The following is a 24,980-nucleotide window of genomic DNA, read 5'->3' as shown; positions in this document are numbered from 1 at the left end:
CGTCAGTCTTGTGACTGCCACCACACGTGTCAAGCGTCGTGCGGGAAATCGTTGTCTGAGCGCGACCTGGGCGGTGGCTCTGGGCTCGGTCTTCGGGTCCCGTGCTTGCAAACGGTTGTGGTCTTCTGCCAGCCTGCGGCGAAAGGAGGGGTGGCATGGACGAGACGGATCAGCTGCCGACTGAGCTGCCGGAACGCGCCGAGGTCGTCGTGGTCGGCGCCGGCCACAACTCGCTGGTCTGCGCGGCCTACCTCGCGAAGGCGGGTCTCGAGGTGCTGGTGCTGGAGGCCGGCTCGACCGTCGGCGGGAACACCCGGACCGAGGAGCTGACGGTGCCCGGCTTCCGGCACGACTCGTGCAGCAGCGCCCACGTGCTGATCCAGAACAACCCGCTGATCCGCGACGACGAGCTCGGCCTGGTCGCTGACCACGGGCTGCGCTACGTGACCACGGACCCGGCGGTCGTCCTCCCCCAGGCCGACGGCGACGTGCTGGTCATGCACCCCGACCTCGAGGCGACGTGCGCCGAGCTCGCCCGCTGGTCGGACCGCGACGCCTCGGCGTTCCGGTCGATGGTCGAGACCTGGCGGCGCGGACTCGCGGCGGCGCACGGCCGCTGGAGCTCCAACCTGCCGCAGCCGCGCGACGCGGTGACCGGCGAGTACCTCCGGCTGCGCGAGCGGAGCGCCTGGGACGTCGTGCACGAGACCTTCGAGCATCCCGTGGTGCGGTCGTTCGTGCTGTGGATGGCGATGGCGACGATCCAGGACCCACGCCGGCCGGGCACCGGCTTCCTGCCGTCGTCGCTGTCGGCGGGCCGGGTGGCCTTCGGCTGGACGACGCCGATCGGCGGGAGCCAGACCCTTCCCGACGCGTTGGTCCGGCTGATCGAGGAGCACGGTGGACGGGTCGTCTGCTCGGCTCCGGTGGCCTCCGTCGAGGTCGACGGGTCGGGAGCGCAGGCCGTGGTCACGGCCGGCGGGCGCCGCGTCGAGGTCGGGCGGGCCCTGGTCGCCGGTGGTCACCTGGCGCAGCTGGCCGGGATGGTGACCGGAGCCGAGCCGACCGCGGATCTGGTCACGGCCCGGGACTGCTGGCGCCCGGGACTCTCCGTGCTGGCCGTGCACGCCGCCCTGCGGTCGGACCTGGGCTTCGGTACCGCTGCGATCGCGTCCACTGCTGCCGGCTACGGCACGACGGAGGGGATGGCGCGACACGTCGACCGGCACAACGCGGGTGCCTTGGAGAGCGACGACCCGTGGCTGCTGGTGGTGAACCAGACCGTCGTCGACCCCGAGCGCGCGCCCGGCGGCGCGACGTTCAAGATCCTCACGATCGCGCCGTACGACCTGGCCGACGGCCGCTCCTGGGCCGACGCCAAGGAGGAGTACGGCGAGCGGCTGGTGTCGCTGGTCGCCTCGCGGTGCTCCGGTCTCGACGCTGCCGACATCCTCTCGATGCGGACCGAGTCACCGGTCGACGTCGCCGGCCACAACCCCCACAACCTCGGCGGGTCCTGCCATGGCGGCGAGTTCTTGGTCGACGGCCGGGTGATCGCGGGGTGGGCGCGCTACGACACCGACATCCCCCGCCTCTTCGTCACCGGCGCCACGACCCACCCCGGCGGCTCCGTCTCCGGCCGCCCCGGGCGCAACGCCGCCCGCACCGTCCTCAGCTCCCTCGGCCTCGACCCGCTGACCGTGATGGGCCCGGGCTGACGCTGACCCGGCCCTTGGCCACGCCGCAGAACGCTGACCCGGCTCTTAGCCACGCCGTACGACGCCGACCCGGCTCTTGCCCACCTGGGAGAACGCCGACCCGGCAGAAGAGGCACGCCGTACTGACCCGGCAGAGGCATGCGGAAGGCCCCGGGTTGAGCCCGGGGCCTTCCGTCGCCCAGCACTGCCGTGAGGAGGCAGTGCTACTTCAGCATGAAGTTGGCGCTGATGGTCGACCCGTCCCGCGCGGTCATAGTCGTGACGTAGCAGGCACCCGGCTTCTTCGGCGTCGCCCAGTTCTGCACGAACTGACCCGCCGTCGAGTCGTACCGCAGGCTGGTGCCGCCGGTGAGCGTGAACTCGATCGCGTCGGTGGTCGGCGTCCCGTTGGGGCAGGTGACTGGCTTCGCTGAGAATCCGGACACCGCCGAGATGTCGGTCTTTTCCGTTGAGCCCGCGAAGATCTCGAACTTCAACGGAACGGTACTGCCGCCCTTGACGGTGTTCCAGACAGGGTTCGCCGGGTCAATGGTCATGTCGACCGGCTGGTAGAAGCCCTTGATGGTCCAGGCCAGCACCGTGTAATTCACCGTGACACTCGCAGTATTGCCAGCCTTATCGGTCACGGTCGCTTTGTAGGAGTGGTCACCGACTGACGTGCCGCCGGCGGAGCTGTCAACGCTGCAAGTCCCATCAACTCCGGAAAGGGCGTCCGAGGCGTCACAGGTCGGCGGAGCGGGAACGTCACCGAAGTAGTAGCTGACCCCGTCGGACGGTCCACCCACGAACGAGACCGTCGGGTCCGTCTCGTCGATGTTGATCCCGGAAACCGTGTCGGTGGCGCTGTTCCCGGCCCAGTCCGTGGCCGTGCCGGTTACCGACTGGTCCGCTCCCTCACCGAGCGTGACAAAGGAGTCCGACTCGGGGTCGGTGCCCGTGTAGCAGCTCTGGATGCCCGAGCCGATGTCATCGCAGTTGAACGTCACGGTGACGTCCTCGTTGTACCAGCCGTTGGCGTTCGCGTCTGCGGGGTTCAGCGTGTGGCTGATGGTCGGATCCCCCGTGTCCACGATCGTGTACGTCGCCGTCGCGGTGTCAGCCACGAGACCTCCGGTGTCCGTGTAGTCACAGGTGACGGTCACCGTGCCGAGCCCGTGGGAGAGGGCGCTCCGGTCGACCGTCAGGAGCCCCACCGGGTTCGTGTCCTCCGCATCGGTGACAGAACATCCCGGGGTGGGTTCCGAGCCGATCTCGAATGTGTCACCGCTCGTGAATCCGGTGACCACCACGCTCGGCTTGGTGTTGGCCGGCGGCGTTGGCTGCGTGACCGTGATCGGGATGTCGACCTGGTTCTTGTATGCGTCGGCGCCGCCCGGACCGGAGACGTACGTCACGGTCACGTCCGCACTCACGGCGGTCGCGCTGGCAGTGAAGGAAACCGACGCCCCCTTATCTGCTCCGCAGTCGCTGATCGTCACCTGGCTCGGATTTGCTGTCACGCCTGCCGGGGTGTTGATGGTGAGGACCAGCGGAGAGCCGAGGGTAACGTTGCAGCCCTGGATGGGATCTCCACCCTGCGTGGACCCGGCATTGTTCGCGATCAGCAGAATCGAGGCACTTCCGCTTACTCCGGATCCGGCAACCAAAGACACCGACCCGGTGCCAGTGATCGAGTCTTGGATGTTGTCGGCGAACGAGGCACCTGGCAGCGCAAGCGCCCCCATCGCCGTGACCGCGGTCAGGACCGACGCCCGTCCCGCCCACTTCTTGAAATTGCTCATGACTTTCCGCATGCCTCCCCAGGCACATGGCGAACCCCCATTGAGTCAGCCCCCACAGGGACGGTAAGCACCGAACTCGGACTTGGTGAGTGGTTCGACGTTCAAACTCCTGCTGAACGCGTTCAACTTCCTAAACGGCCGCAGGGATGGGCCCCTGTCCACGGGCGTCGCGCCGGGTCTGTCAAACGGCCTCCGGGGCCCGCGGGCCAGACCTACAATTTCGGTGCCTGGAGGGGGTCCGGGCGGTTCGGGAGGTGGGGGATGGTCGCGAGCCCCCGTGCGCTGAGCCTGGCCGGCTGGTCGGCGGGACTGATCACGACCGCGCTGGTCGCGTGGTCGCCGTACCTGCTGTTCGCCTACCACAGCCCCTCGCTGCACCTCGTGCTCGACTCCGTCGACGCGTGCGTGGCGCTCCTGCTGACCTACCTCCTCTACGGTCGGTTCGTCCGCACCCACGCGCTGCGCGACCTGCTGCTGGCGGAGGGTCTCCTCCTGCTCGCCCTGGCCGGGCTCGGCCTCACCGTGCTGGTCGGCCGGCTCGACAGCCCGCTCCCGGGTTCGTACGGCGTGTGGTCGGCGTTGAGCCTGCGCGTCACCGGGGCGGTGCTGATCGGTGTCGCCAGCCTGATGGGTAGCCGACCGGTCGCGGCCGGGTGGCGGCTTCGACTCGTGGTCCTCCCCTCGGCGTTGCTGGTGGTAGGACTGACGGTGCTGTGGGTGGTGCGCGACAGCCTCGCGATCGCGGTGAGCGAGACGCCACCCGCGTCCGCGCTGCGGCCCGTGATCACCGGGCATCCGCTCCTGCTGGTGGGGCAAGGATTCACCGCACTCTGCTTCTTCGTCGCCTCGATCGGCTTCACCATCCGCGCCGTGCAGCGACGGGACGAGCTCCTCCGGTGGTTGGGACCCGCCTGTGCTCTGTCCGGCTTCGCTCGGGTGAACTACTGCCTCTTCCCTTCCTTGTACGGCGGCTGGGTCTACACCGGTGACCTGCTGCGGACCGCCGCGTACCTCGTGCTCCTCGTCGGCGCTGCTCGGGAGGTCGGCCAGTACTGGTCGGCCAGCGCCCGAGTCGCCGTACTCGAGGACAGGCGCCGGTTGGCCCGGGAGCTGCATGACGGTGTGCTGCAGGAGCTCGGCTACATCCGGGCGGAGGCGAGCACGATGCCCGGTGTCGACGTACCGCGCCGACACATCGTCGACGCCTGCGACCGCGCTCTCGACGAAGCCCGGGCCGCGGTCGAGGCGTTGGGGCGCGGCCCGGAGGAGCCCCTCAGCTCCCTGTTGCATCGCGCCGCCCGCGATGTCGCGGAGAGGCAGGGCGGTCACGTGGTGATCGATCTCGACGACGCGGTCGATGCCGAACAGCTGCAACGTCATGCCTTGGCGCGGATCACCCGCGAGGCGGTCTCCAACGCCATCCGGCACGGCTCGGCCAAGCGGATCGAGGTCACCTTGGAACGTGACCCCTCCGGACGCCGGCTCGTTGTCCGGGATGACGGTCGGGGGTTCGACGTACGGACGGCCACGAGAGGGACCGGATATGGCATGACCAGCATGCGCGAGCGCGCGCTCGGCCTGCCCGGGTCCCTCGAGATCGACTCCTGTCCCGGCAGGGGGACCACTGTCGTGGTGATGTGGTGAACGCCGAGCCGATCACGGTGGTGATCGCCGACGATCACGCCCCCATGCGCGGAAAGGTCCGCGAAGCGCTGGAGGCCGGCGGTTGTGTCGTCCGTGGCGAGGCGGCGACCGCGGAGCAGGCCGTCGCCCTGGTGCAACAGCACGCGCCGGACGTGGCGCTGCTCGACATCCACATGCCCGGGAGCGGAATCCAGGCAGCGCGGGAGATCGTCGGGTCTCTGCCGGACACCGTGGTCGTGATGCTGACCCAGTCGGGGGAGGACGACGACCTCTTCGACTCGGTCCGCGCCGGGGCATCGGGCTACCTGCTGAAAGACACCGATCCCGCAGAGCTCCCGGCAGCGCTGCGAGGTGTCCTCTCGGGTGAGGCGCCCATGTCGCCGCGGCTCGTGGCTCGCATCCTGTCCGAGTTCCAAACGCCCAAGGGTCGGTTCTCGCTTCGTCGGCCGTCGGCGGCCGCCCGCCTGAGCCCCCGCGAGTGGGAGGTGATGGGCCTGCTGGCCGACGGCAGGTCGACCCAGGAAGTCGCCCAGCAGCTGTTCCTTTCCCCCACCACCGTCCGCGTGCATGTGTCGACCGTGCTGCGCAAGCTCCGCGTCAAGGACCGGGACAGCGCCTTCCGGCTCCTGCGCGACGAGTGATCCCGCCAACAGGTTCCACGCTGACCCGGCTCTTCGCCACGCCGTACGACGCCGACCCGGCCCGGATCCACACCTGGGCCAGCCGGGATGGGGCCCTACAGCTGCACACTTGTGCCGGGTCAGCGTTCTGGGGCGTCGGCAAGAGCCGGGTCAACGTTCTGGGGCGTCGGCAAGAGCCGGGTCAGCGCTCAGGCGAGGGCGCGGGCAGGGTGTTCGAGGAGGTCGACGAGTACGGCGAGCCAGCGGGCGGCGATGACGCCGTCGACGGGGCGGTGGTCGACGGAGAGGGTCAGGGACATCACGGTCGCGGGCACGACCGCGCCGGCCGCGACGACCGGCTCCTCCCGGAGCGCACCGACCGCCAGGATCGCCGCGTGTGGCGGGTTGATGATCGCGGCGAACTCCTCCACGCCGTACATCCCCAGGTTGCTCACCGAGATCGACCCGCCCTCCAGCTCGTCCTGCTTGAGCCTGCCGCCGCGGGATCGCTCGACGAGGTCGCGGACGTTGGCCGCGAGCGCGGTGACGGTCAGGGATCCGACGTCGCGGACCACCGGCGTCAGCAGCCCGCGGTCGGTGGCAACGGCGATCGCGATGTCGGCGGTCCGGTACCGGCGCACGGCGTCCGGCGTCCAGGTCACGTTCATCTCCGGCACCCGGTGATGGGCGGCCGCGACGGCCTTCACGACGAGGTCGTTGACCGAGATCCGGGTCGCGGCGTCCTCGTTGATCTCCGTGCGCAGGGCAAGCAGCGCCTCGGCCCGCACCGTTGCCCGGAGGTAGAAGTGGGGCACGGTCTGCTGGCTCTCGGTCAGCCGCCGGGCGGTCGCCAGCCGGATGCGGGAGTGCGGGATCTCGTCGTACGACGCCTGCAGGTCGCGGTGGTTTCGAGACGCTCGCAGAGCTCGCTCCTCAACCACCGAAGCGACGCCTTCCTCGACCGGCGGAGGGGCCGATCGCGAGGCGAGCGCGGCCTCGACGTCGCGCCGGAGGATCCGCCCGCGCGGCCCGGTCCCGGAGATCTCCTCGATGCCGAGCCCGGCAGCCTTCGCCAGCTTCCGCGCGAGCGGACTGGCGAAGGTTCGGTCGTGAGGTGGTCTCGACTTCGCTCGACCACCGAACGGCTCCGCCACCGGAGCGGCCGACTCCGGATCGCTCGGTACGTCGCGACGCTCGGGCACCACGACGTCCGTCGCCGGCGCGACCCCGAGCGACGCCAACAGCGCGTCGAGGTCGTCGACCTGTTCCCCGGGGTCGCCGAGGACCGCGATCGGGTCGCCGACCGCCACCTGCGCGCCCGGCGGCACCAGCGTCTTCAGCACCCGGCCGGCGGTGTCGGCCTCGACGTCGACGGCCGCCTTCTCGGTCTCGACCGTCGCGATCGCATCGGCCGCGCCGAACTCGCCGGACTCCTCCACCAGCCACTCCGACAGCACCGCCTCGGTCGCGTCGGCCGCGACGCCCGGCATCCGCATCACCCGCGCCATCAGTACCTCGCGATCTCGGCCAGCGCGGCCACGACCTCGTCCTGCTGCGCGATCGCCGCACGCTCGAGCACCCGGCTGATCGAGGGCGACGCCTCGCCCCCGGTCACCCGCCAGACCGGCGCGTCGAGCAGGTCGAAGAACCGCCGGTGGATCTCGTCGGCCAGCCACCCGCCGTACGACGTGCCGAGCGCGCCCTGCTCGGCGATCATCACCTGGTTGGTCTTCGTCAGGCTCTGCTCGATCGTGCCCCAGTCGATGCTCGCCCGGTCCAGCCAGCGCAGGTCGATCACCTCGGCGTCGACCTCGCCGTACTCCTCCACCGCGCCGAGCACGTACGGCGTCATGCCGAGGTAGCTGAGCACCGTGACGTCCGTCCCCGGTCGCCGGACCGCCGCCTTCCCGACCGGCAGGCAGTAGTCCCAGTCGTCGACCGGCCCCGGGCCGGTCGACGTGTAGAGGTCGACGTGCTCCAGCACGACGACCGGATCCTGGAGCCGGAGCGCGGTGTTCATCAGCCCCACATAGTCGTACGGCGCGCTGGGCGCGGCGATCCGCCAGCCCGCGGAGGTCGCGAAGATCCCGGCCGGGTCCATCGAGTGCTGCGACCCGTACCCGGTCCCCATCGCCACCTTGCTGCGCAGCACCAGCGGCATGCCGCCCGTGCCGCCGTACATGTGCCGCGCCTTCGCGATCTGGTTGAACAGCTGGTCCGCGGCGACCCACATGAAGTCGGCGTACATGAACTCCACGACCGGCGTGAACCGGCCGTCGAGCGCGATGCCTCCGGCCAGACCGGCGAAGGCGTTCTCGCTGATCGGCGTGCCGAGGATCCGACCCGGGAAGCGATCCGTCAGCCCACGCGTGGCGCCGTTCGTCCCACCGTTGAGCCGGTGCACGTCCTCGCCCATCACCACGATGCCCGGGTCGGTCTCCATCCGGCGGCCCATCACGGTCGCGACCGCATCGATGAACTTCGTCTCGGTCACCGCGATCGAGGACTCATCGACCACCGCAACGTCGGAGAGCTCCGACAGGTCACCACGCACCCCGACGTCGACCCAGGCGGGGTCCGGCCACTCCGAGGGCCGAATCCGCCGAGCGCCCGGCTTGCCGTCGGGGTCGGGCTCCAGCAGCTCCGACCCGATCTCCTCCATGAAGGCCTTGGCCGACGCCCCGGCCTCCCGCGTCTCGTCCTCGGTGAGCAGCCCGCGGCGTACGAGCTGGGCAGCCGTCTGGGTGAGTGGGTCGCGCGCGCGCCACTCCTGCTCCTCCTCCTTGGTGCGATAACCGAACGCGCTGCCGGCGAAGCCTCCGTTCTGGTGGAAGAAGCGATAGGTGTCGGCCTCCACCAGGGTCGGCCCCTCGCCGCGCCGCATCCGGACGACCGCTTCCGTCATCGCGAGGTGGACGGCGAGCGGGTCCATGCCGTCCACCTTCCAGGAGGCGATCCCGAAGCCCGGGCCGCGCGAGGAGAGCCGCGGCTCCCCGGTCGCCTCCTCGACGGTGGTCGACACGGCGTACCGGTTGTTCTCGATGAAGAAGCAGATCGGGAGGTGCCAGGCCGAGGCGAGGTTCATCGTCTCCAGGGTCGAGCCGATGTTGGTCGCGCCGTCGCCGAAGTAGGTCACCGAGACCGCGTCGGTGCCGGCCCGCTCGTGGGCCCACGCGAAGCCGGCCGCCTGCGGCACGCCGCCCCCGACAATGGCGTTGGTGCCCATCGCGCCGGCCTCCTTCCACTGCAGGTGCATCGACCCGCCGCGACCGTGCGACCACCCGCGGTCGAGCCCGGCGATCTCGGCCAGCGTGCGCAGCAGCACCTGGCGTACGTCGTCACTCGGCGCCGCGAGCGGGTCCAGGCCCTTGGGCTCGACGTGGTGCAGGGCCTTGGCCAGGAACTGGTGGTGCCCCCGGTGCGAGCCGTTCACCGAGTCGTCGCTGGTCAGCGCCAGCACCGAGCCGACGGCACCGCCCTCCTGGCCGATGCTGCTGTGGGCCGGCCCGTGGATCAGGCCCGCGCCGGCGAGGTCGAGGACGTACTGCTCGAAGGACCGGATCCAGACCAGCTGGGCGTAGATCGTGCGCAGCAGGTCGGGGTCGGCAGCGTCCCAGTCGGCGTCCGTCGCGACGATCTTCACCCACGGCGAGGCAGGCTGGAGCGGGCGGTGCTCGGGCATGGGATCTCCTTCGTTTCCCTGCACGATGACACAGGATTGGATCCAAAATCCAGAGATCGACCCCTGGACAATGCCGACACGAGCGTGGTTCGCTGGCTCTTGGGATCCAAATGGGAGGTACGTCGTATGCCGATGCCGGGCCTGCGCCGGCTGGACCACGTCGGCTTCACGGTGCCCGACCTCGACGAAGCGCACCGCTGGCTGGTCGAGGTGCTCGGCTGCGAGTACCTCTACTCCCTCGGCCCGTTCCGCCACGACGACGGCGACTGGATGACGACCCACCTCAACGTCCATCCGCGCGCGGAGATGGTCGAGAACCGCTGGTTCAGGCTCGGCGAGCAGGCGGTGTTCGAGGTCTTCTCCTACTCCTCCCCCGACCAGGCCGACGCCATGCCGCGCAACAGCGACATCGGCGGTCATCACGTCGCGTTGTACGTCGACGACCTCGACGCCGCGATCCGCCACCTGTGCGAGCGCGGCGAACGCGTCCTCGACGGACCGACGGCGAGCCGGGGACCCGCCGAGGGCAACCGCTGGATCTACTTCCTCAGCCCCTGGGGCATGCAGTTCGAGCTGGTCTCCTACCCGAACGGCAAGGCGTGGGACCGCCGGCAGCGGGAGCAGCCCGAGGAGGCCGACGTATGACGGCGACCATCCCGACCGACGGCGTCGGCGCCGCGTCGGCCCGCGTCGCGGCGTACCTGCGTGACCAGATCCTGCACGACGTCCTCAAGCCGGGCGACCGGATCCGGCAGGAAGAGATCGCCGAGCGGCTGGGATCGAGCCGGCTGCCGGTGCGCGAGGCGCTGCGGATGCTCGAGGCCGAGGGGCTCACCGAGCACCGCACCAACAAGGGCGCACGCGTGCCGCGCTTGTCGATGCACGAGGTCGACGTGATCTACCGGATGCGGGAGCGGCTCGAGCCGCTGGCGCTCACCGAGAGCCTGCCCCTGCTGAGCGACGACGACCACGCGCGGCTCGAGGAGGTGCAGCGCGAGATCGAGGCCAACGCCAGCCTCGACCGGTTCCTCGACCTCGACCGGGAGTTCCACCTCGGGACCTACTCCGGCTGCCACATCGACCCGCTCAACGCCATGGTCACCCGGCTCTGGAACTCCACCCAGCACTACCGCCGCGCCTTCGTCGCGATGGGCGGCCAGGCCCGGATGTGGGTCGTCAACGCCGAGCACCGGCTCCTGCTCGACGCCGTCGTACGTCGTGACGCGGCCGACGCGGAGCGGTTCCTGGAGGGCCACATCCGGCGTACCCGGATCGAGCTCGGCCACCACCCCGCCGTCTTCGGGGAGCAGCCGTGACCTCGCTGACGGTCAACGGCGAGCAGGTCGACGTCGACCGACCCGACGACACCCCGCTCCTGACCGTGCTCCGCGACGCGCTCGGACTGGTCGGCTCGCGCTTCGGCTGCGGCCAAGGGCTGTGCGGTGCCTGCACCGTCCTGCTCGACGGGAAGGCCGTCCCGTCGTGCGACACGCCGCTCTGGCAGGCCGCCGACTCGATCGTGACGACCGTGGAGGGACTGGCAGCCGATGGGCCGAATCCCGTGCAGCAGAGCCTGATCCGGCACCAGGCCGCCCAGTGCGGCTTCTGCATCTCCGGGATCGTCGTGCGCGCGACGGCACTGCTCGAGGAGCATCCGAACGCAGACGCCGAACAGGTGGCCGAGGCCCTCGAGCGGAACCTCTGCCGGTGCGGCACCCACCAGCGCATCGTCGAGGCCGTGCTCGCCGCCAGAGCGGTGACGACATGACGACCATGCGCCAGCAGACGATCCCCGCGCATGTCGAGGCCAACCCGAGCCTCGGCACCTGGGTCACCGTCGCCGAAGGGCTCGTGGAGGTGCACGTCGGGAAGGTCGAGCTCGGACAGGGCATCCTCACCGCCCTCCAGCAGCTCGCGGCCGACGCGCTGGGGCTGTCGCCCGAGCTGGTGCGCATCCGGACGGCCCGCACCGACTCCGGACCCGACCAGGGGCTCACCGCCGGCAGCATGTCGGTGCAGGAGTCGGCGCCTGCGCTGCGGTACGTCGGAGCCGCCGTCCGACAGCTCGCCGAGGCCACGGACGTCGTCGAGGTCACGACGTACGTCGACCGCATCGCCGAGCTCGACCCCGAGACCAACCTGACGGGACTGGGCGTCGTCGGCAGCGCCGGGCCGACCCTCGTCGTCGGCACGGACCTCCCCCGCCTGGACCTGCCCGACAAGGTGCTCGGCCGGCCGCGGTTCGTCGCGGACCTCCGACGGCCAGGCCTGATGTACGGACGGGTGCTGCGGCCGCCGTCTGTCGCCGCGACGTTGCGCTGGGTCCCGGACGGCTGGGCGGCGCCGGGGGTCACGCTGGTCCGGGACGGCTCGTTCCTCGGTGTCGTCGGCGATCGTGAGGACGACGTCGACCGGGCCCTGGCCACTCTCTCGTCGGCAGCGGTCTGGGACGAGCACGACACCCTGCCCCACGACGACGCGCTGACCGACTGGCTGCGATCGGCCGCGAGCGACCTGATCGAGGTCGGGGCCGACGACGTGCCCGAGTCGACCCGCACTGCGTCGTACTCCAAGCCCTATCTCGCCCACGCCTCGATCGCCCCCAGCTGCGCGATGGCGCAGTGGACCGAGAACGCGGAGTCCGTCCACGTCTGGAGCCACAGCCAGGGTATCCACCGCCTGCGGGCCGCCATCGCCGCTGCTCTCGACCTCGGCCCGGAGGCGGTGAGCGTCGAGCACGCCGAGAACGCCGGCTGCTACGGGCACAACGGCGCCGACGACGCGGCGTTCGACGCGACGCTGCTGGCCCGCGCTGTCGCGCCGCGACCGGTGCTGCTGCGCTGGAGCCGCGCCGACGAGATCACCTGGGGGCCGCTCTCGCCCGCCATGACGTCCACCATCTCGGCACGTCTGGTCGACGGTCGGATCGACGGCTGGGCCTACGAGGTGTGGAGCCAGGGCCACGCCTCGCGTCCCGGGTACGCCGGCGGCCACCCGGGCCTGCTCGCGACCGCCCACGTCGCCGGTGGCACTCCGCTGCCCCCCGCCTTCGACCCATTGGGGCCCGCGTTCGGCAGTCTCCGCAACGCCGACCCGCTCTACGACGTCGGCCCGCGTCGCATCACCGGCCACTGCGTCACCGAGGCGCCGATCCGCACGTCCGCGATGCGGTCGCTCGGGGCGTTCTTCAACGTGTTCGCGACCGAGTCCTTCGTCGACGAGCTGGCCGCCGACGCAGGTGCCGACCCGGTCGACTTCCGGCTGGCCCACCTGACCGACCCCCGTGCGCGTGCCGTCGTCGAACGGGCGGCGGCCGAGTCCGGGTGGGGCACCGCGCTCGCGGAATCGGTCGGCCGGGGCATCGGGTTCGCCCGCTACAAGAACCTGGGCGCCTACTGCGCGATCGTCGCGGAGGTCGAGGCCGGCACCGAGCTGCGGGTACGGCGGCTGGTCGTCGCGGCCGACCTCGGTCTGGTGGTCAACCCCGACGGCGCCCGCAACCAGCTCTCGGGCGGCGCCGTGCAGGCGACCAGCTGGACCACGATCGAGCGGATCCGCTTCGACCACCGGCGGATCAGCAGCAACGACTGGGAGAGCTACCCGATCCTGCGGTTCCCGGCAGCTCCGCGGGTCGACGTACATCTCATCGACAGTGACCAGCTGCCACTCGGCGCCGGGGAGTGCGCGCAAGGCCCCACCGCCGCGGCGATCGCGAACGCCGTCCACGCCGCGCTCGGCGTACGGGTGCGCGACCTGCCCCTGAACTCGGAAGCCATCGTCAGGGCCATCGAGGAAACAACATAGGTGGTTTCGAGACGGTCGCAGAGCGACCTCCTCGACCACCGGAAGGAGTGACATGCCCAAGCAAGCCATCAGCTACGTACCGCTGGAGGAGATGGACGAGCGGATGCAGGAGGAGATGCACCGCTGCGCCCGCGAGGGGACGCCACGTCCGGAGAGCTCGGCGGTGCGCGCGCACGTGCCGGCGGCGTTCTGGGCGTTCGCCGACTCGTGGAAGGCGATCTTCCACAACGGGGTCTGCGACCACGCGATCAAGGACCTGTGCCGCGTCTACATCTCGCGCACGGTGAAGTGCGAGTTCTGCGGCAACCAGCGCTCGATCAAGGCGACCAACGCCGGGCTGCAGGAGATGCAGTACGACGAGCTGCTGAACTTCGAGAGCTCCGACCAGTACGACGACCGGCAGAAGGCCGCGCTGGCCTACGCCCAGGCGATCGCCTGGGGCGAGGAGGACCTCGACGGGCTCTGGTCGCGGCTGCGTGCCCACTTCTCCGAGCCGGAGCTGGTCGAGCTCGGGAACTTCATCGCCCTCACCTTCGGTCAACAGAGCTGGATCCGGCTGCTCGGCATCGACCACCACCAGTACATGGCGGGGACCGACGCGTCGATGGCGCCGGGCTTCCGGAACGCCGAGGAGCTGGCGGAGACGAAGGCCAAGGACGACTACTGGGCGAAGCGCTGAGAGGGCCCAGCCGGTGAGTGAGCACGACATCGGCTGGCGGTCCGTGGCCGACGAGGTGCTCGTCGAGGAGCTGCCCGGCTCGGACCGGCCGGCCCACTACTTCCTCGCCGAGACCCTCGACGGCCTCTACACGCCGTACGCCCTCAGGCTGCCGGACGGACCCGGCCCGCACCCGTTCGTCCTGATCGCCTACGGCAACGGCGGCGGTGGGATGGAGTGGCTGCGCGACCGGGTTCACCGGTTCCGGCACGTCACGGACGTCCTCCTCGATGCCGGCTACGCCTGCGGGTGGAGCCGCTACCGCACCGAGGTCGAGCTCGGCTACCAGAACGGCGGCGCGTTGCACGCCGACGTGCGGCAGGGGATGGGCCTGCTCAACCGTGCCCCGCTGGAGTACGAGGACGAGGTCGCGATCCTCCGTCACGCCGCCGGGCACCCGGGCATCGACGCGGACAACCTGTTCCACGTCGGTGTCAGCCACGCCGGCGAGATGCTCTTCAAGCTGCTCTCCCACTACCCCGGGCTGTTGCGCGCCGGGGTCGCGGCCGAGCCGGCGAACCACGAGTACCTCACCCTCGGCCTCGACGACGCACCGACCGTCGAGATCACCGACGGCCTCCGCAACATCGAGAGCCTCGAGCTCCGCAGCACCGAGCGCGCCCGCGCCCGGATCACCGACCCCGCCGAGGTCTCGCGCCGCCTCGACGCCGTCGACATCCCGGTGCTCGTGCTCGGCCGCGAGCAGGACGAGCTGCAAGGCATCTTCCGGCTCTCCTACGAGCTCCTCGCCGAGAAGCGCTCGGACGCGGAGTGGCGCTCGTGGACACACGACATCCACGGCTACATCTACCCCGAGACCGGCCCCGACGGCGTACCGCAGGTCGACGACGTCCAGCGCGAGGCGCTGTCGGTCATCGTCGACTTCCTCGACCGGCATCGGGGATGAGCCGGATCTCCTGAAACGTCCGGCGCTCGGGCGGACCTCCGCATACGGTCCGTGGCGTGGACGAGAAGGGCGCGGCGGACGAGAAGCGCATGCGGCTGCGGTACGCCGGCACCTGCCGGTCCTGCGGTGCGGACCTGCCGGCCGGGACCGATGCGTTGTACGAACGTTCGTCCAAGACGGTGAGCTGCCTGTCGCACGGCGCGACGTCCGACGCCAACCGCCTGCCTCACCCCGAAGCCATCGACCCCGGAGTCCCGGGCGCGTCGGCACGGCGCGAGTTCGAACGCCGTCGCGTCCGGCGTGAGGAACGGATCCGGACCGCCCATCCCAAGCTCGGCGGCTTCATCCACGCGATCACGGACGACCCACAGTCGATCAGGTCCTGGAGCGCGGGCACCATCGACCGACTCGACCACGTGCTCGCTTCAGACTTGCCGTCCGCCTGAGCCCATGTGCCCGTCGCGTCGGTGTCTCACACCGCCAGGTAGCGGTGCTCGGGTCGCCCGGTGGTCCCGTACTTGAGCTGGAGCCGTACGAGCCCCTGCTGCTCGAGGTAGTTGAGGTAGCGCTGGGCGGTGGCTCGGCTGATCCCGATGGCCTCGGCGACCTCGCTGCCGGAGACGTCGCCCTCACTGGTCCGGACGGCCTCGAGGACCCGCTCGAGGGTGGGGGCCGAATGGCCCTTGGGTGGCAGCCCGGGGCCGGGCACGACCCGGAGGCTCCCGAACAGCCGATCGACGTCGACCTGGTGGGCCTCGGCTCCGATGCCGGTGAGGTGGCTGCGCATCTGTTGGTACGAGGTCAGCCGCTCGGCGAGCGCGTGGAAGCCGAACGGCTTGATCAGGAAGTGGACGGCACCGAGCTGCACCGCCTGCCGGATCGAGTCGGCGTCGCGGGCCGCCGAGATGACGATGACGCTCGGGGGGTCGGGCTGTGCCCGCATGTCGCGTACGACGTCGAGCCCGGACCCGTCGGGGAGGTAGATGTCCATCAGGACCAGCTCGGGTCGCAGCCGCTCGGACATCGTCCGTGCCTCGGTGGCCGTGTGGGCGGTGCCGACGACCTCGAATCCGCTCACCCGCTCCACCATCGCCCGGTGGACGTCGGCGACCCGGAAGTCGTCGTCGACGACGAGCACGGGGATCGCGTTCACGCGACGGCCTCCGGACCGACGTGACGCGACCGCGGGAGGGTGACGGTGAAGGTCGCCCCGGGCCCGTCGGCGAGTGCGATCGTCCCGCCGGCTCGGGTGACGAGCCGGTGCACCAGCGACAGCCCGATCCCCCGCGGCCCGTCTCCGGTCTTGGTCGTGTAGCCGTCCTCGAAGATCCGATGGCGCGCAGTCACCGGCACACCGGGCCCGTTGTCCGCGACGACGATGGTCACGCCGTCGTCGTCCTCGACCACCGACAGCTCGACACGACGCGGCGGAGGTACGTCGACCAGCGAGTCGAACGCGTTGTCCACGAGGTTGCCGATGATCGTGGTCATCGCGACCACCCGCCCGGGCGCGACACCGACCCGGGTCGCCGGGTCGATGACGAGCTCGATGCCGCGCTCACCCGCCTCCGCCGCCTTGCCGAGCAGAAGTCCGACGATCTGGGGAGCCGCGATGTGGTGGCGCAGCGTCTCGTCGAACTGCGCGGTCGTGCCGCGCACCTCCAACACGTAGTCGAGCGCCTCGTCGACGTGGCCGAGCTCGAGCATGCCGGCCACCGCGTGGAGCCGGTTGGCGAACTCGTGCTGCTGGGCTCGGAGCGCTCCGCTCAGGTCGCGCTCGCCGTCGAGCTCGCGCAGGATCGCGTTGATCTCGGTGCGGTCGCGGAGCGTGACCACGGCACCCTGCGGTTGCCCGCCGATGCTCACCGGCATCCGGTTGACCACCAGGCAGTAGTCGTCGGTGAGCACCAGGTCGTCGCCGGTGCTGCGGTCCTCCAGCAGCGCGTCCCGCAGCCGGCCGGGAGGCAGCAGGTCCTCGAGCTTCGAGCCGGGTGCCGCTGTGCCGATGTCCAGCAGGCGGTGGGCCTCGTCGTTCATCATGCTGACCCGCCCCGAGCGGTCGAAGGCGACCACGCCCTCGCGGATGCCGTGCAGGGTCGCCTCGCGCTCCTGCAGGAGCCCGGCGATCTCGTCGAGCTCGAGCCCGAACGTCCGGCGCTTGAGCCGCCGTGCCAGCTCCCAGGAGGCCACGGCGCCGACCGCCAGCGCGAGCAGGAACCACACGGCGTACGACGGCAGCTCGTGCCACAGCTCCTGCGAGACGGAGCTCTCCCGGATGCCGGCGGAGACCTCTCCGACCATGTCTCCGTCGGGGCCGTACAACGGAGCCTTGCCGTTCGCCGAGCGCCCGGTGGCACCGTTGTCGATCCCGGTGTGGATCTGCCCGTCGCGGGTGACGATCGGCTCCGCCACCTTCTCGCCGATGAGGGACGGGTCCGGGTGCGAGAGGCGCACCCGGTTGAGGTCGATGACGACGACGTACGACGCGCCGGTGGAGTGGGCGATCTGGGTGGCGATGCGCTGGATCGTGTTCGCGCAGCCCGGTCGGTCGTTCGCGACGCACTCGCGGATCTGGTCGTCGCTGGCGGCAGCCGACGCGATGGTCGCCGCTCGCGTCTCGAACTGCGAGTCGAGGTGAGACCTCTCCGCGTGTGCGAAGAGGACGAAGCCGATCAGCGTCGTCGCCGAGAGGATGCCGAGCTGGGCGATGAAGATCTGGCTGGAGAGCCGGCGGCGCGAGGACATGACCTGCCCAGTGTGAGCGCCGACTTCTGAAAGCGAAATCGCGGCGCCGTGCGCGGAACGCGCAAAACACGGGTTTTCGCGCAGTACCCGCGTTTGCTCCACAACCGCGACGTGACCCGGGGTCCGAACCTACGGTCCCGCATCAGCGTTGACGAGAGGAGCGATCATGCGCCGACGCAACCGAGAAGGACGAGTCGGGGTTCAGTCCCTGACCGGAGCAGCCGACGCTGCGCGCATCGAGATCACCGGGCTCACGAAGCGGTTCATCACACCGGCCGGACGGCCGTTCACCGCCATCCGCGACGTCACGTTCGCGGTGGAGCCCGGCCAGTTCTGCGCCGTCGTGGGTCCCACGGGCTGCGGCAAGTCGACCACGCTCAGCCAGGTCTCCGGCCTGGACCGTCCGAGCGCGGGCACCGTCACGGTGGGCGGACAAGCGGTCGACGGCATCACCGCGGGCGTCAGCGTGATGTTCCAGAGCGATGCGCTCTTCCCGTGGAAGACCGTCCTGGCCAACGTGATGATGGGCCCGGTCCTCCACGGCACCGCCAAGAAGGACGCCTTGGCTCTCGCCCGGGACTGGCTGCGGCGGGTCGGACTTGCCGGGTTCGAGGACCGCTACCCCCACCAGCTGTCGGGTGGCATGCGCAAGCGTGTCGCGATGGCCGCGGCCCTCATCAACGAACCGCGGATCCTCCTGATGGACGAGCCGTTCGGCGCCCTCGACGTACAGACGAAGGCGATCATGCAGACCGAGCTGCTCGGCCTGTGGGAGCAGCAACAGCCCTCGGTGCTGTTCATCACCCACGACCTCGACGAGGCCGTGGCCCTCGCCGACCGGGTCGTCGTGATGACCAGCAGCCCAGGCTCGGTCAAGGAGGTGTTCGACATCGACCTGCCGCGCCCCCGGGGCGAGGTGCAGAAGATCCGTCACGAGCAGCGCTTCCTCGAGCTGCAGGAGCGGATCTGGTCCTCCCTCAAGGACGAGGTCGAGCGGGCGTACGCGCAGACGGCAGGTGCGGCATGAGTACGACGGCGGCCGCCCTCACGCGCCCCGCGTCCGAGGAGAGCGAGGCGACCATCCAGCGCAGCGCCCGGCGCGCCCGCCGGCGGCGCAGGACGCTGGTCTGGGTAGGGCGGATCCTGCTGCCGGTGGTCGTGATCGGCTCGTGGCAGTGGACCACCGAGACCGGCGTGGTCGACAAGTTCTTCTTCGGCCAGCCCTCGGGCATCTGGCACGCGCTGGTGAACCTCTACCGGCACGGGACGGCGTTCGGCTCGATCTGGCTGAACGTCGGCATCACGATCAAGGAGGCGGTGTACGGCTTCGCGCTCGGCACCGTCGCCGGTGTGCTCCTCGGCCTGCTGCTCGGGACCTCGCCGCTGCTGGCCGACGTGTGCGGCCCCTACATCAAGGCGCTCAACTCGGTGCCGCGGATCATCCTCGGCTCGATCTTCGTCGTGGCCTTCGGGCTCGGCACGTTCCCGAAGGTGCTGCTGGCCGCCGTCCTGGTCTTCTTCATCGTGTTCTTCAACGCGTTCCAAGGAGTGCGCGAGGTGGACCGCAACCTGGTGTCGAACGTGCGCGTCCTCGGCGCCTCGCCGCTCCAGGTGGCACGGCACGTCACGATCCCGTCGGCCCTGACCTGGATCATCGCCAGCCTGCACACGGCGTTCGGCTTCGCGATCATCGGCGCACTCGTGGCGGAGGTCCTCGGCTCCCAGCACGGCGTCGGCCTGATCATCACCCAGGCCCAGGGCACGTTCGACATGGACACCGTCTTCGCCTGCATGGCGATCATGTCGGTCGTCACCCTCGTCGCGGAATACCTGCTGACGCTGTTCGAGAAACGCGTCCTGTCCTGGCGACCTCCTTCGCAGACCGACCTGGCCGCGAACCTCTGACCCCGCGGCCATCTCGGCCGCACCTCTGGATCGACCCCATCACCACTGAAAGGAAGTACGTCATGTTCAAGCGCGTCATCGGCACGGCAGCGGTCGGGGCCCTGGTCCTCGGCGTCGCGGCCTGCGGTTCGCACAGCAGCACGGAAGCGGCCGGCACCGGCGACTCGTCGCTCCCGACCGTCACCATGATGGTCGGCGGCATCGACAAGCAGATCTACCTGCCGTACCAGCTGGCCCAGGACCTGGGCTACTACAAGAAGTTCGGCATCAACATGCAGCTTTCGACCGAGAGCAACGGCGGTGTGGGCGCGGAGGACGCGATGGCCTCCGGTCAGGTCGACCTGGCCGGTGCGTGGTACATCCACACGATTGACTTCCAGTCGAAGGGCAAGGACGTGATCAACCTCGTCCAGCTCTCCGGTGCCCCCGGCGAGAGGGTGATGTGCGGCACCAACAGCGGCGTCCACAGCCCCGCCGACTTCAAGTCCAAGACGATGGGCGTGACGGACCTCGGGTCCGGCACCGACGAGCTGACCCAGTTCCTCGCCCACCAGGCCGGCGTCAGCCACAGCGACTACCACACGTTGGCCGTCGGCGACGGGGCCACCGCCATCGCCGCCATCCAGCGGGGATCTGCGCAGTGCGTGATGACCACGCAGCCGACCGTCGGCGCGCTCGAGGCGCGCAAGCTGGCCTACACCGCCATCAACCTGGCCAGCACGCAGGGTGCGACCGCCGCCCTGGGCAGTGCCTGGCCGGCCGCCGGCGTCCTGGCGACCGCCGACTGGGTCAACTCCCACAAGGAGCTCGCGCAGAAGGTCGTCGATGCCCTGGTCGCCACGATGCACTGGATCGCGACGCACAGCGCGGCGCAGATCGCGGCGAAGATGCCGCCCCAGTTCGTGTCGAACAGCACGATCTCCAAGGCGCAGTACATCGCCGGACTGACCAGCGACAAGGACCAGTTCCTCCCCGACGGCATCATGCCGTCCGGCGGCCCGCAGACGGTGTACGCGATGGAGAAGGTGATCGGCGTGGACACCTCGAAGGTGACCCTCGACAAGACCTTCACCAACACCTTCGCCGAGAACGCCAACAAGACGGAGGGGTACAAGATCACCACCACCCCCGCCTCCGGTGGCCTCACCGAGTGACGCGCACGGACTGAGCAAGAGATCACACGGTCCCTCCGCCTCGGCGGAGGGACCGTGCTCTCCACGCGTCAGCGCAGGACTTCGAAGCGACCCTCGTCCTCGACGACCACCACGGCTTCACCCTTGCCGAGCGGGCCGACCACGGTGGTGGCGAGTCCGAGCACCGCGGCCTCGTTGGTCGGACTGTGGCCGACGATGAGAGCACGGCCGCCTTCGGGCAGTACGTCGAAGACTCCACGGAGCGCGGCGCCCAACAGCGCTGACTCCTTCTCGACGAGGTCCGGATCGATCTCTCGCATCTCCTCGACCGTGGCGCCCTTGCCTGCACCCTTGGCGGCGGCGCGCCACCGGTCCTCGACGGACGAGCGGAGGCCGGGCACCTCGGTGACCGGAACCTCCTCCTGACCCGCCGCACGTCGCAGGATCTCGACCGTCTGCGTGGCGCGCCGCGCGCCGGTGGTCCCGAAGAAGGCGTACGGCGGAGTCAGGCCTTGGCGTCCGATCTCCTCCGCGGCAGCGATCCCTTCGTCGGTGAGGGAGTCGCCCTCGTTGTCGGTGTGCCGGAAGAGCTCGACGTAGCGCATCAGTCGGGGAGCCTCCGGGTGTCGACGACGATCTGCGCGACATCCCGCAGCTTGATGTTGCGGGTCTGGGAGTAGCGCCGCAGCACGCCGAACGCCTGGTCGTCGTTCAAGCCGAACCGTTCCATCAGGATTCCCTCGGCGATGCCGATCAGCTTGCGACTGTCGAGGGCGCGGAGGAGGCCCGACTGTTCCTCGACGTTGCTCAGGGCGATGGCCGCATGGCGAGCCAGGACCTGCGCCACTGCTTGGTCGTCCTCGTTGAAGTTGCCGGGTCTTTCGGCGTAGACATTCAGGCTTCCCATCACGTCGCCGCTGACGTACAGCCGCGCGCCGATCATGCTGCGAACCCCGGCCTGCGCGGCGGCTTGCGCCCACCGTGGCCATCTCGACTCCGAGCTGGTGTCCCGGACCAGAACGCTTCGCCGGTCGTGGGTCAGGGCAACGTCGGGACCGTCGTCCAGGTGCATCTGGAGCTGGTCCAGGCGGGAGACGACCGGGCTGGTGGCGGCAATGGTCTCGACGCGTCCTCTCCGGACGAACAGGACGCCGGCGTAGTCTCCGCCGACAGCCTTGAGCGCGAACTCGAGGACCTTGTCGAGTGTTTCCTCGAAGGTGTCGGTGTCGTGGAGTGAGGCGGCGATCTCGGCGAAGTCGTCCGCATTACCCGGTGTCAACGCCGACTGCCCTCGCGCGTCGACGAGGCGGGATGCGTCTGCGGGCAGGAGTCAGCCACCTCGCGAGTCTGGTCCTCGGGGGTCCAGATGTCGACCCCGTGCGGCTCGCCAGCCTCAGGGCTCGAGCTGGCGAGCCTGACCCTGCCGGGCTCGCGCGCCGCGCCGACAGCGGCTGGGCCCGCGGTACCCCGGAAACGCGCGTCTACTCCGGTGCGGTCGGCCTTCGTCGGAAAAGGCCGACAAGGGCTGCCGGGAAAGGCGGCGCGATCACGCACGCTCGTCACAGGCTCTGCGCTTCTTCCTCGGTGAACGACGCGGTGACGAGGTCGGCGACGGCCCGCATCTGCTGGGGGCTCAATGGCCCGTACTCCAGCGCGCCGACGTTCTCGTGCACCTGGGCCACGGTCTTGAAGCCGGGGATGGGGAGGCAGCGCGGGCTGCGCGCCCACAAGGCGCCCAAGGCTGCCTGCGCGAGGGTCCGCCCGTCGCTGGTGAGGATGTCGCGCAGCTGCTCGACCACCCGGCGCCCGACGGCAAGCGGCCCGTCCTGGACGTCCCAGCCCCGCTGCCGGCGCAGATCGCCTTCGGCGAAGCGGGTCGCCTGGTCGAACTTGCCTGTGAGCAGCCCCTTGCCCAACGGGCCGTTGATGATCGCCGCGAGGTCGTGGGCGTCGCAGAACGCCAGCATCCGGTCGGCCTCGGGGAAGACCATGGTCAGTAGGTTCAGGCCGAACTGCACGGACGGGCAGTGTCCGCGCTCGACGAAGCGCAGAGCGCCCTCGAGCCCGGTTCCCCAGGCGTAGTAGCGGATCTTGCCCGCCGCCACGAGCTCGTCCAGGACGTCGAGGACGGGGTCGACGGCGGCCGGGTCGTAGCCGCCCACGTGGAACTGGTAGAGGTCGATGTAGTCCGTGCCCAGGCGGCGCAGGCTCGCCTCGCAGGCCTGTCTGATGTACGCCGGGCTGGCGTCGCGGCCGGTCATGGTGCCGGAGTACTCGTCGAAGGTCAGCCCGAACTTGGTCGCGACCACGACACCGTCGCGCCGGCCGGCCAGGGCCCGGCCCACGATCCGCTCGCTGTGTCCCGTGCCGTAGATGTCGGCGGTGTCGATGAAGGTGATCCCGCCGTCGAGGCCGGCCTGGATGGCGCGGATCGCTTCGCTCTCGTCCACCTGTCCCCAGCCGAACTGGCTGCCGCGGAACTCGGTCGGGCCGCCGATGGCCCAGCAGCCCATACCCAGCGGACTGACCTCCAGACCGGTCCAGCCGAGCCAGCGAGCCCGCATGTGTCGCTCCTCCTGCTCAACCCCCGCCGGAACACTAGTTCGCCGACCAAGGTCGAGCCGCTCGACCCGCGAGCGTCACCAAGTGAGGGCGATGTACTTCGACTCCAGGTAGTCGAGCATCCCCTCGTGACCGCCCTCGCGGCCGAGGCCGGACTGCTTGGTGCCGCCGAAGGGTGCGGCGGGGTCGGAGACCAGTCCGCGGTTCAGGCCGACCATGCCGGACTCCATCGCCTCGCTCACCCGCAGCCCGCGGGCGAGGTCGCGCGTGTAGACGTAGGAGACCAGGCCGTACTCCGTGTCGTTGGCGAGGCGGATCGCCTCGGCCTCGTCGGTGAACGTGACGATCGGGGCGACCGGGCCGAAGATCTCCTCGCGCAGGATCGGCGCCGACGGCGGCACGTCGGTGAGGACGGTCGGGTCGTAGTAGTAGCCGGGTCGGTCGGGGCGGGTGCCGCCGACGACGATGCGACCGCCGGCGTCGATGGTGCCCTGGACCAGCTCGGTCACCTTGGTGACCGCGTCCTCGTTGACCAGCGGGCCGACCTGGGTGTCGTCGGCGATGCCGGGGCCTACGCGCATGGCGGACATCCGCTCGGCCAGGCGGCGGGAGAACTCGTCGGCCACGTCGGCGTGGACGAAGAAGCGGTTGGCGGCCGTACACGCCTCGCCGCCGTTGCGCATCTTGGCGGTCATCGCGCCCTCGAGGGCGGCGTCGAGGTCGGCGTCCTCGAAGACCACGAACGGCGCGTTGCCACCGAGCTCCATCGAGCAGTTCACGACCTGGTCGGCCGCCTCCTTCAGCAGGATCCGGCCGACCTCGGTCGAGCCGGTGAAGGAGAGCTTGCGCACCCGCGGGTCGTGCAGCATGGCGGAGACGACGGCGCCCGAACGGCGCGCGGGTACGACGTTCACGACGCCTGCAGGGACGCCGGCGTCGTCGAGGATCTTGGCCATCAGCAGCGCCGTCAGCGGCGTGTCAGAGGCGGGCTTCAGTACGACGGTGCAGCCGGCGGCAAGCGCCGGGCCGATCTTGCGGGTGGCCATCGCGGCCGGGAAGTTCCACGGCGTCACGAGCACGGCGATCCCGACCGGCTGGCGGACCACCATGATCCGGTTCGCGCCGGAGGGCGCGGTGGCCAGCTCACCGGAGGCGCGGACGGCCTCCTCGGCGTACCACCGGAAGAACTCCGCGGCGTACGCCGTCTCGCCGCGCGCGTCGGGCAGCGCCTTCCCGTTCTCCAGCGCGATCAGGTGGGCGAGCTCGTCGGCGCGCGCCGTCATCAGCTCGAACGCGCGGCGCAGCACCTCCGCGCGCTCGCGCGGAGCGGTGGCGGCCCACGGGGCGGCGGCGGCCGCGGCGTCGACCGCGCGGATCCCGTCCTCGACCGTGCCGTCCGCGACGGTCGTGATCACCTCACCCGTCGCCGGGTCGACGACGTCGAAGCGTCCGCCGTCGGACGCGGCAACGGCGTGGCCGCCGATCAGCAGGTCGGTCGGGAGGTCGGCGATCTTGTCGAGGCTGAAGTCGGCCACGGTGTTCCTCTCAGTACGGGTTGGCGACGAACAGGTCCTGCGCCGGGAAGAGGGTCAGCACCTGGGGACCGTCCTCGGTGAGCACGATCTCCTCCTCGATCCGCGCGGCGGAGTAGCCGTCGGACGCCGGGCAGTAGGTCTCGAGCGCGAACACCATCCCGACCTGGAGCTCGATCGGCTCCTTCATCGAGTTCAGCCGCGAGATGATCGGCCGCTCGTGCAGCCC

23 protein-coding genes are annotated in these 24,980 nt (G+C 70.3%); 13 read left to right on the top strand and 10 right to left on the bottom strand.

Annotated elements, in window-relative coordinates:
* Positions 1 to 155: 155 nt before the first annotated feature.
* The gene (locus VGK78_RS13605; protein ID WP_331528197.1) at positions 156 to 1,718 is read left to right on the top strand and encodes a phytoene desaturase family protein; all 1,563 of its coding nucleotides are present in this window, start codon (positions 156 to 158) and stop codon (positions 1,716 to 1,718) included.
* A gap of 203 nt (positions 1,719 to 1,921) precedes the next feature.
* On the opposite strand, the gene VGK78_RS13600 is transcribed toward VGK78_RS13605, so the two are convergent.
* Positions 1,922 to 3,499 carry a PxKF domain-containing protein gene (locus VGK78_RS13600; RefSeq protein ID WP_331528196.1) on the bottom strand — a complete coding sequence of 526 codons (1,578 nt, stop codon included), beginning with the start codon at positions 3,497 to 3,499 and terminating at the stop codon, positions 1,922 to 1,924.
* A gap of 261 nt (positions 3,500 to 3,760) precedes the next feature.
* On the opposite strand from VGK78_RS13600, the gene VGK78_RS13595 reads away from it, so the two are divergent.
* Both VGK78_RS13595 and VGK78_RS13590 read left to right on the top strand, forming a co-directional pair.
* Entirely contained in the window at positions 3,761 to 5,143 is a 1,383-nt protein-coding gene (locus VGK78_RS13595; RefSeq protein WP_331528195.1) for a sensor histidine kinase, read from the top strand.
* Positions 5,140 to 5,784 carry a response regulator transcription factor gene (locus tag VGK78_RS13590; RefSeq protein ID WP_331528194.1) on the top strand — a complete coding sequence of 215 codons (645 nt, stop codon included), beginning with the start codon at positions 5,140 to 5,142 and terminating at the stop codon, positions 5,782 to 5,784. Before VGK78_RS13595 ends, VGK78_RS13590 begins: the two co-directional genes overlap by 4 nt.
* A gap of 188 nt (positions 5,785 to 5,972) precedes the next feature.
* Here VGK78_RS13590 and VGK78_RS13585 read toward each other — a convergent pair whose 3' ends face one another.
* Together VGK78_RS13585 and VGK78_RS13580 are read right to left on the bottom strand one after the other, a co-directional pair.
* Complete coding sequence (locus VGK78_RS13585) at positions 5,973 to 7,271, bottom strand: dihydrolipoamide acetyltransferase family protein (RefSeq protein ID WP_331528193.1); 1,299 nt, start codon at positions 7,269 to 7,271, stop codon at positions 5,973 to 5,975.
* Complete coding sequence (locus VGK78_RS13580; protein ID WP_331528191.1) at positions 7,271 to 9,445, bottom strand: alpha-ketoacid dehydrogenase subunit alpha/beta; 2,175 nt, start codon at positions 9,443 to 9,445, stop codon at positions 7,271 to 7,273. The genes VGK78_RS13585 and VGK78_RS13580 overlap by 1 nt, the downstream gene beginning before the upstream one ends.
* Before the next feature lie 126 nt (positions 9,446 to 9,571).
* On the opposite strand from VGK78_RS13580, the gene VGK78_RS13575 reads away from it, so the two are divergent.
* The 7 genes from VGK78_RS13575 to VGK78_RS13545 are packed head-to-tail and all read left to right on the top strand — an operon-like array spanning position 9,572 to position 15,320.
* Entirely contained in the window at positions 9,572 to 10,090 is a 519-nt protein-coding gene (locus VGK78_RS13575) for a VOC family protein (protein ID WP_331528190.1), read from the top strand.
* Positions 10,087 to 10,761, top strand: coding sequence for a GntR family transcriptional regulator (locus tag VGK78_RS13570; protein WP_331528189.1), 675 nt, complete (start codon positions 10,087 to 10,089; stop codon positions 10,759 to 10,761). Before VGK78_RS13575 ends, VGK78_RS13570 begins: the two co-directional genes overlap by 4 nt.
* Entirely contained in the window at positions 10,758 to 11,213 is a 456-nt protein-coding gene (locus VGK78_RS13565) for a (2Fe-2S)-binding protein (protein WP_331528188.1), read from the top strand. The genes VGK78_RS13570 and VGK78_RS13565 overlap by 4 nt, the downstream gene beginning before the upstream one ends.
* Entirely contained in the window at positions 11,210 to 13,249 is a 2,040-nt protein-coding gene (locus tag VGK78_RS13560; RefSeq protein WP_331528187.1) for a molybdopterin cofactor-binding domain-containing protein, read from the top strand. The genes VGK78_RS13565 and VGK78_RS13560 overlap by 4 nt, the downstream gene beginning before the upstream one ends.
* Positions 13,250 to 13,301: 52 nt before the next feature.
* Positions 13,302 to 13,928 (top strand): carboxymuconolactone decarboxylase family protein, encoded by a 627-nt coding sequence (locus tag VGK78_RS13555; protein ID WP_331528186.1) that lies wholly within the window; start codon positions 13,302 to 13,304, stop codon positions 13,926 to 13,928.
* A gap of 13 nt (positions 13,929 to 13,941) precedes the next feature.
* Complete coding sequence (locus VGK78_RS13550) at positions 13,942 to 14,874, top strand: alpha/beta hydrolase family protein (protein ID WP_331528185.1); 933 nt, start codon at positions 13,942 to 13,944, stop codon at positions 14,872 to 14,874.
* 56 nt (positions 14,875 to 14,930) lie between these two features.
* Positions 14,931 to 15,320 carry a hypothetical protein gene (locus VGK78_RS13545; RefSeq protein WP_331528184.1) on the top strand — a complete coding sequence of 130 codons (390 nt, stop codon included), beginning with the start codon at positions 14,931 to 14,933 and terminating at the stop codon, positions 15,318 to 15,320.
* Between the two features lie 26 nt (positions 15,321 to 15,346).
* Here VGK78_RS13545 and VGK78_RS13540 read toward each other — a convergent pair whose 3' ends face one another.
* Together VGK78_RS13540 and VGK78_RS13535 are read right to left on the bottom strand one after the other, a co-directional pair.
* Positions 15,347 to 16,027: a response regulator gene (locus VGK78_RS13540; RefSeq protein WP_331528183.1), complete on the bottom strand. Its 681-nt coding sequence runs from the start codon at positions 16,025 to 16,027 to the stop codon at positions 15,347 to 15,349.
* Positions 16,024 to 17,619, bottom strand: coding sequence for a sensor histidine kinase (locus tag VGK78_RS13535; protein ID WP_331528182.1), 1,596 nt, complete (start codon positions 17,617 to 17,619; stop codon positions 16,024 to 16,026). Before VGK78_RS13535 ends, VGK78_RS13540 begins: the two co-directional genes overlap by 4 nt.
* Positions 17,620 to 17,785: 166 nt before the next feature.
* Between VGK78_RS13535 and VGK78_RS13530 the strand changes: the two genes are divergently transcribed.
* The 3 genes from VGK78_RS13530 (at position 17,786) to VGK78_RS13520 (ending at position 20,678) form a co-directional block, all read left to right on the top strand.
* The gene (locus tag VGK78_RS13530) at positions 17,786 to 18,646 is read left to right on the top strand and encodes an ABC transporter ATP-binding protein (RefSeq protein WP_331528181.1); all 861 of its coding nucleotides are present in this window, start codon (positions 17,786 to 17,788) and stop codon (positions 18,644 to 18,646) included.
* Complete coding sequence (locus VGK78_RS13525) at positions 18,643 to 19,524, top strand: ABC transporter permease (RefSeq protein ID WP_331528180.1); 882 nt, start codon at positions 18,643 to 18,645, stop codon at positions 19,522 to 19,524. Before VGK78_RS13530 ends, VGK78_RS13525 begins: the two co-directional genes overlap by 4 nt.
* 62 nt (positions 19,525 to 19,586) lie before the next feature.
* Positions 19,587 to 20,678, top strand: a complete 1,092-nt coding sequence (locus VGK78_RS13520; RefSeq protein WP_331528179.1) for an ABC transporter substrate-binding protein — start codon at positions 19,587 to 19,589, stop codon at positions 20,676 to 20,678.
* Between the two features lie 68 nt (positions 20,679 to 20,746).
* Here VGK78_RS13520 and VGK78_RS13515 read toward each other — a convergent pair whose 3' ends face one another.
* From VGK78_RS13515 to VGK78_RS13495, 5 genes are all read right to left on the bottom strand, one after another.
* The gene (locus VGK78_RS13515; RefSeq protein ID WP_331528178.1) at positions 20,747 to 21,262 is read right to left on the bottom strand and encodes a hypothetical protein; all 516 of its coding nucleotides are present in this window, start codon (positions 21,260 to 21,262) and stop codon (positions 20,747 to 20,749) included.
* On the bottom strand, positions 21,262 to 21,936 hold the full coding sequence (locus tag VGK78_RS13510; protein ID WP_331528177.1) for a GAF and ANTAR domain-containing protein: 675 nt from the start codon (positions 21,934 to 21,936) through the stop codon (positions 21,262 to 21,264). The genes VGK78_RS13515 and VGK78_RS13510 overlap by 1 nt, the downstream gene beginning before the upstream one ends.
* A gap of 280 nt (positions 21,937 to 22,216) precedes the next feature.
* Positions 22,217 to 23,221, bottom strand: a complete 1,005-nt coding sequence (locus VGK78_RS13505; protein ID WP_331528176.1) for an aldo/keto reductase — start codon at positions 23,219 to 23,221, stop codon at positions 22,217 to 22,219.
* 75 nt (positions 23,222 to 23,296) lie between these two features.
* The gene (locus VGK78_RS13500) at positions 23,297 to 24,754 is read right to left on the bottom strand and encodes an NAD-dependent succinate-semialdehyde dehydrogenase (RefSeq protein WP_331528175.1); all 1,458 of its coding nucleotides are present in this window, start codon (positions 24,752 to 24,754) and stop codon (positions 23,297 to 23,299) included.
* Between the two features lie 10 nt (positions 24,755 to 24,764).
* The coding region (locus VGK78_RS13495; RefSeq protein WP_331528173.1) for a M24 family metallopeptidase at positions 24,765 to 24,980 on the bottom strand (216 nt) is incomplete at its 5' end.

The sequence above is a fragment of the Nocardioides sp. genome (assembly GCF_036503465.1).
GTDB lineage: Bacteria > Actinomycetota > Actinomycetes > Propionibacteriales > Nocardioidaceae > Nocardioides.
This window is presented reverse-complemented; position numbering and strand designations above follow the sequence as displayed.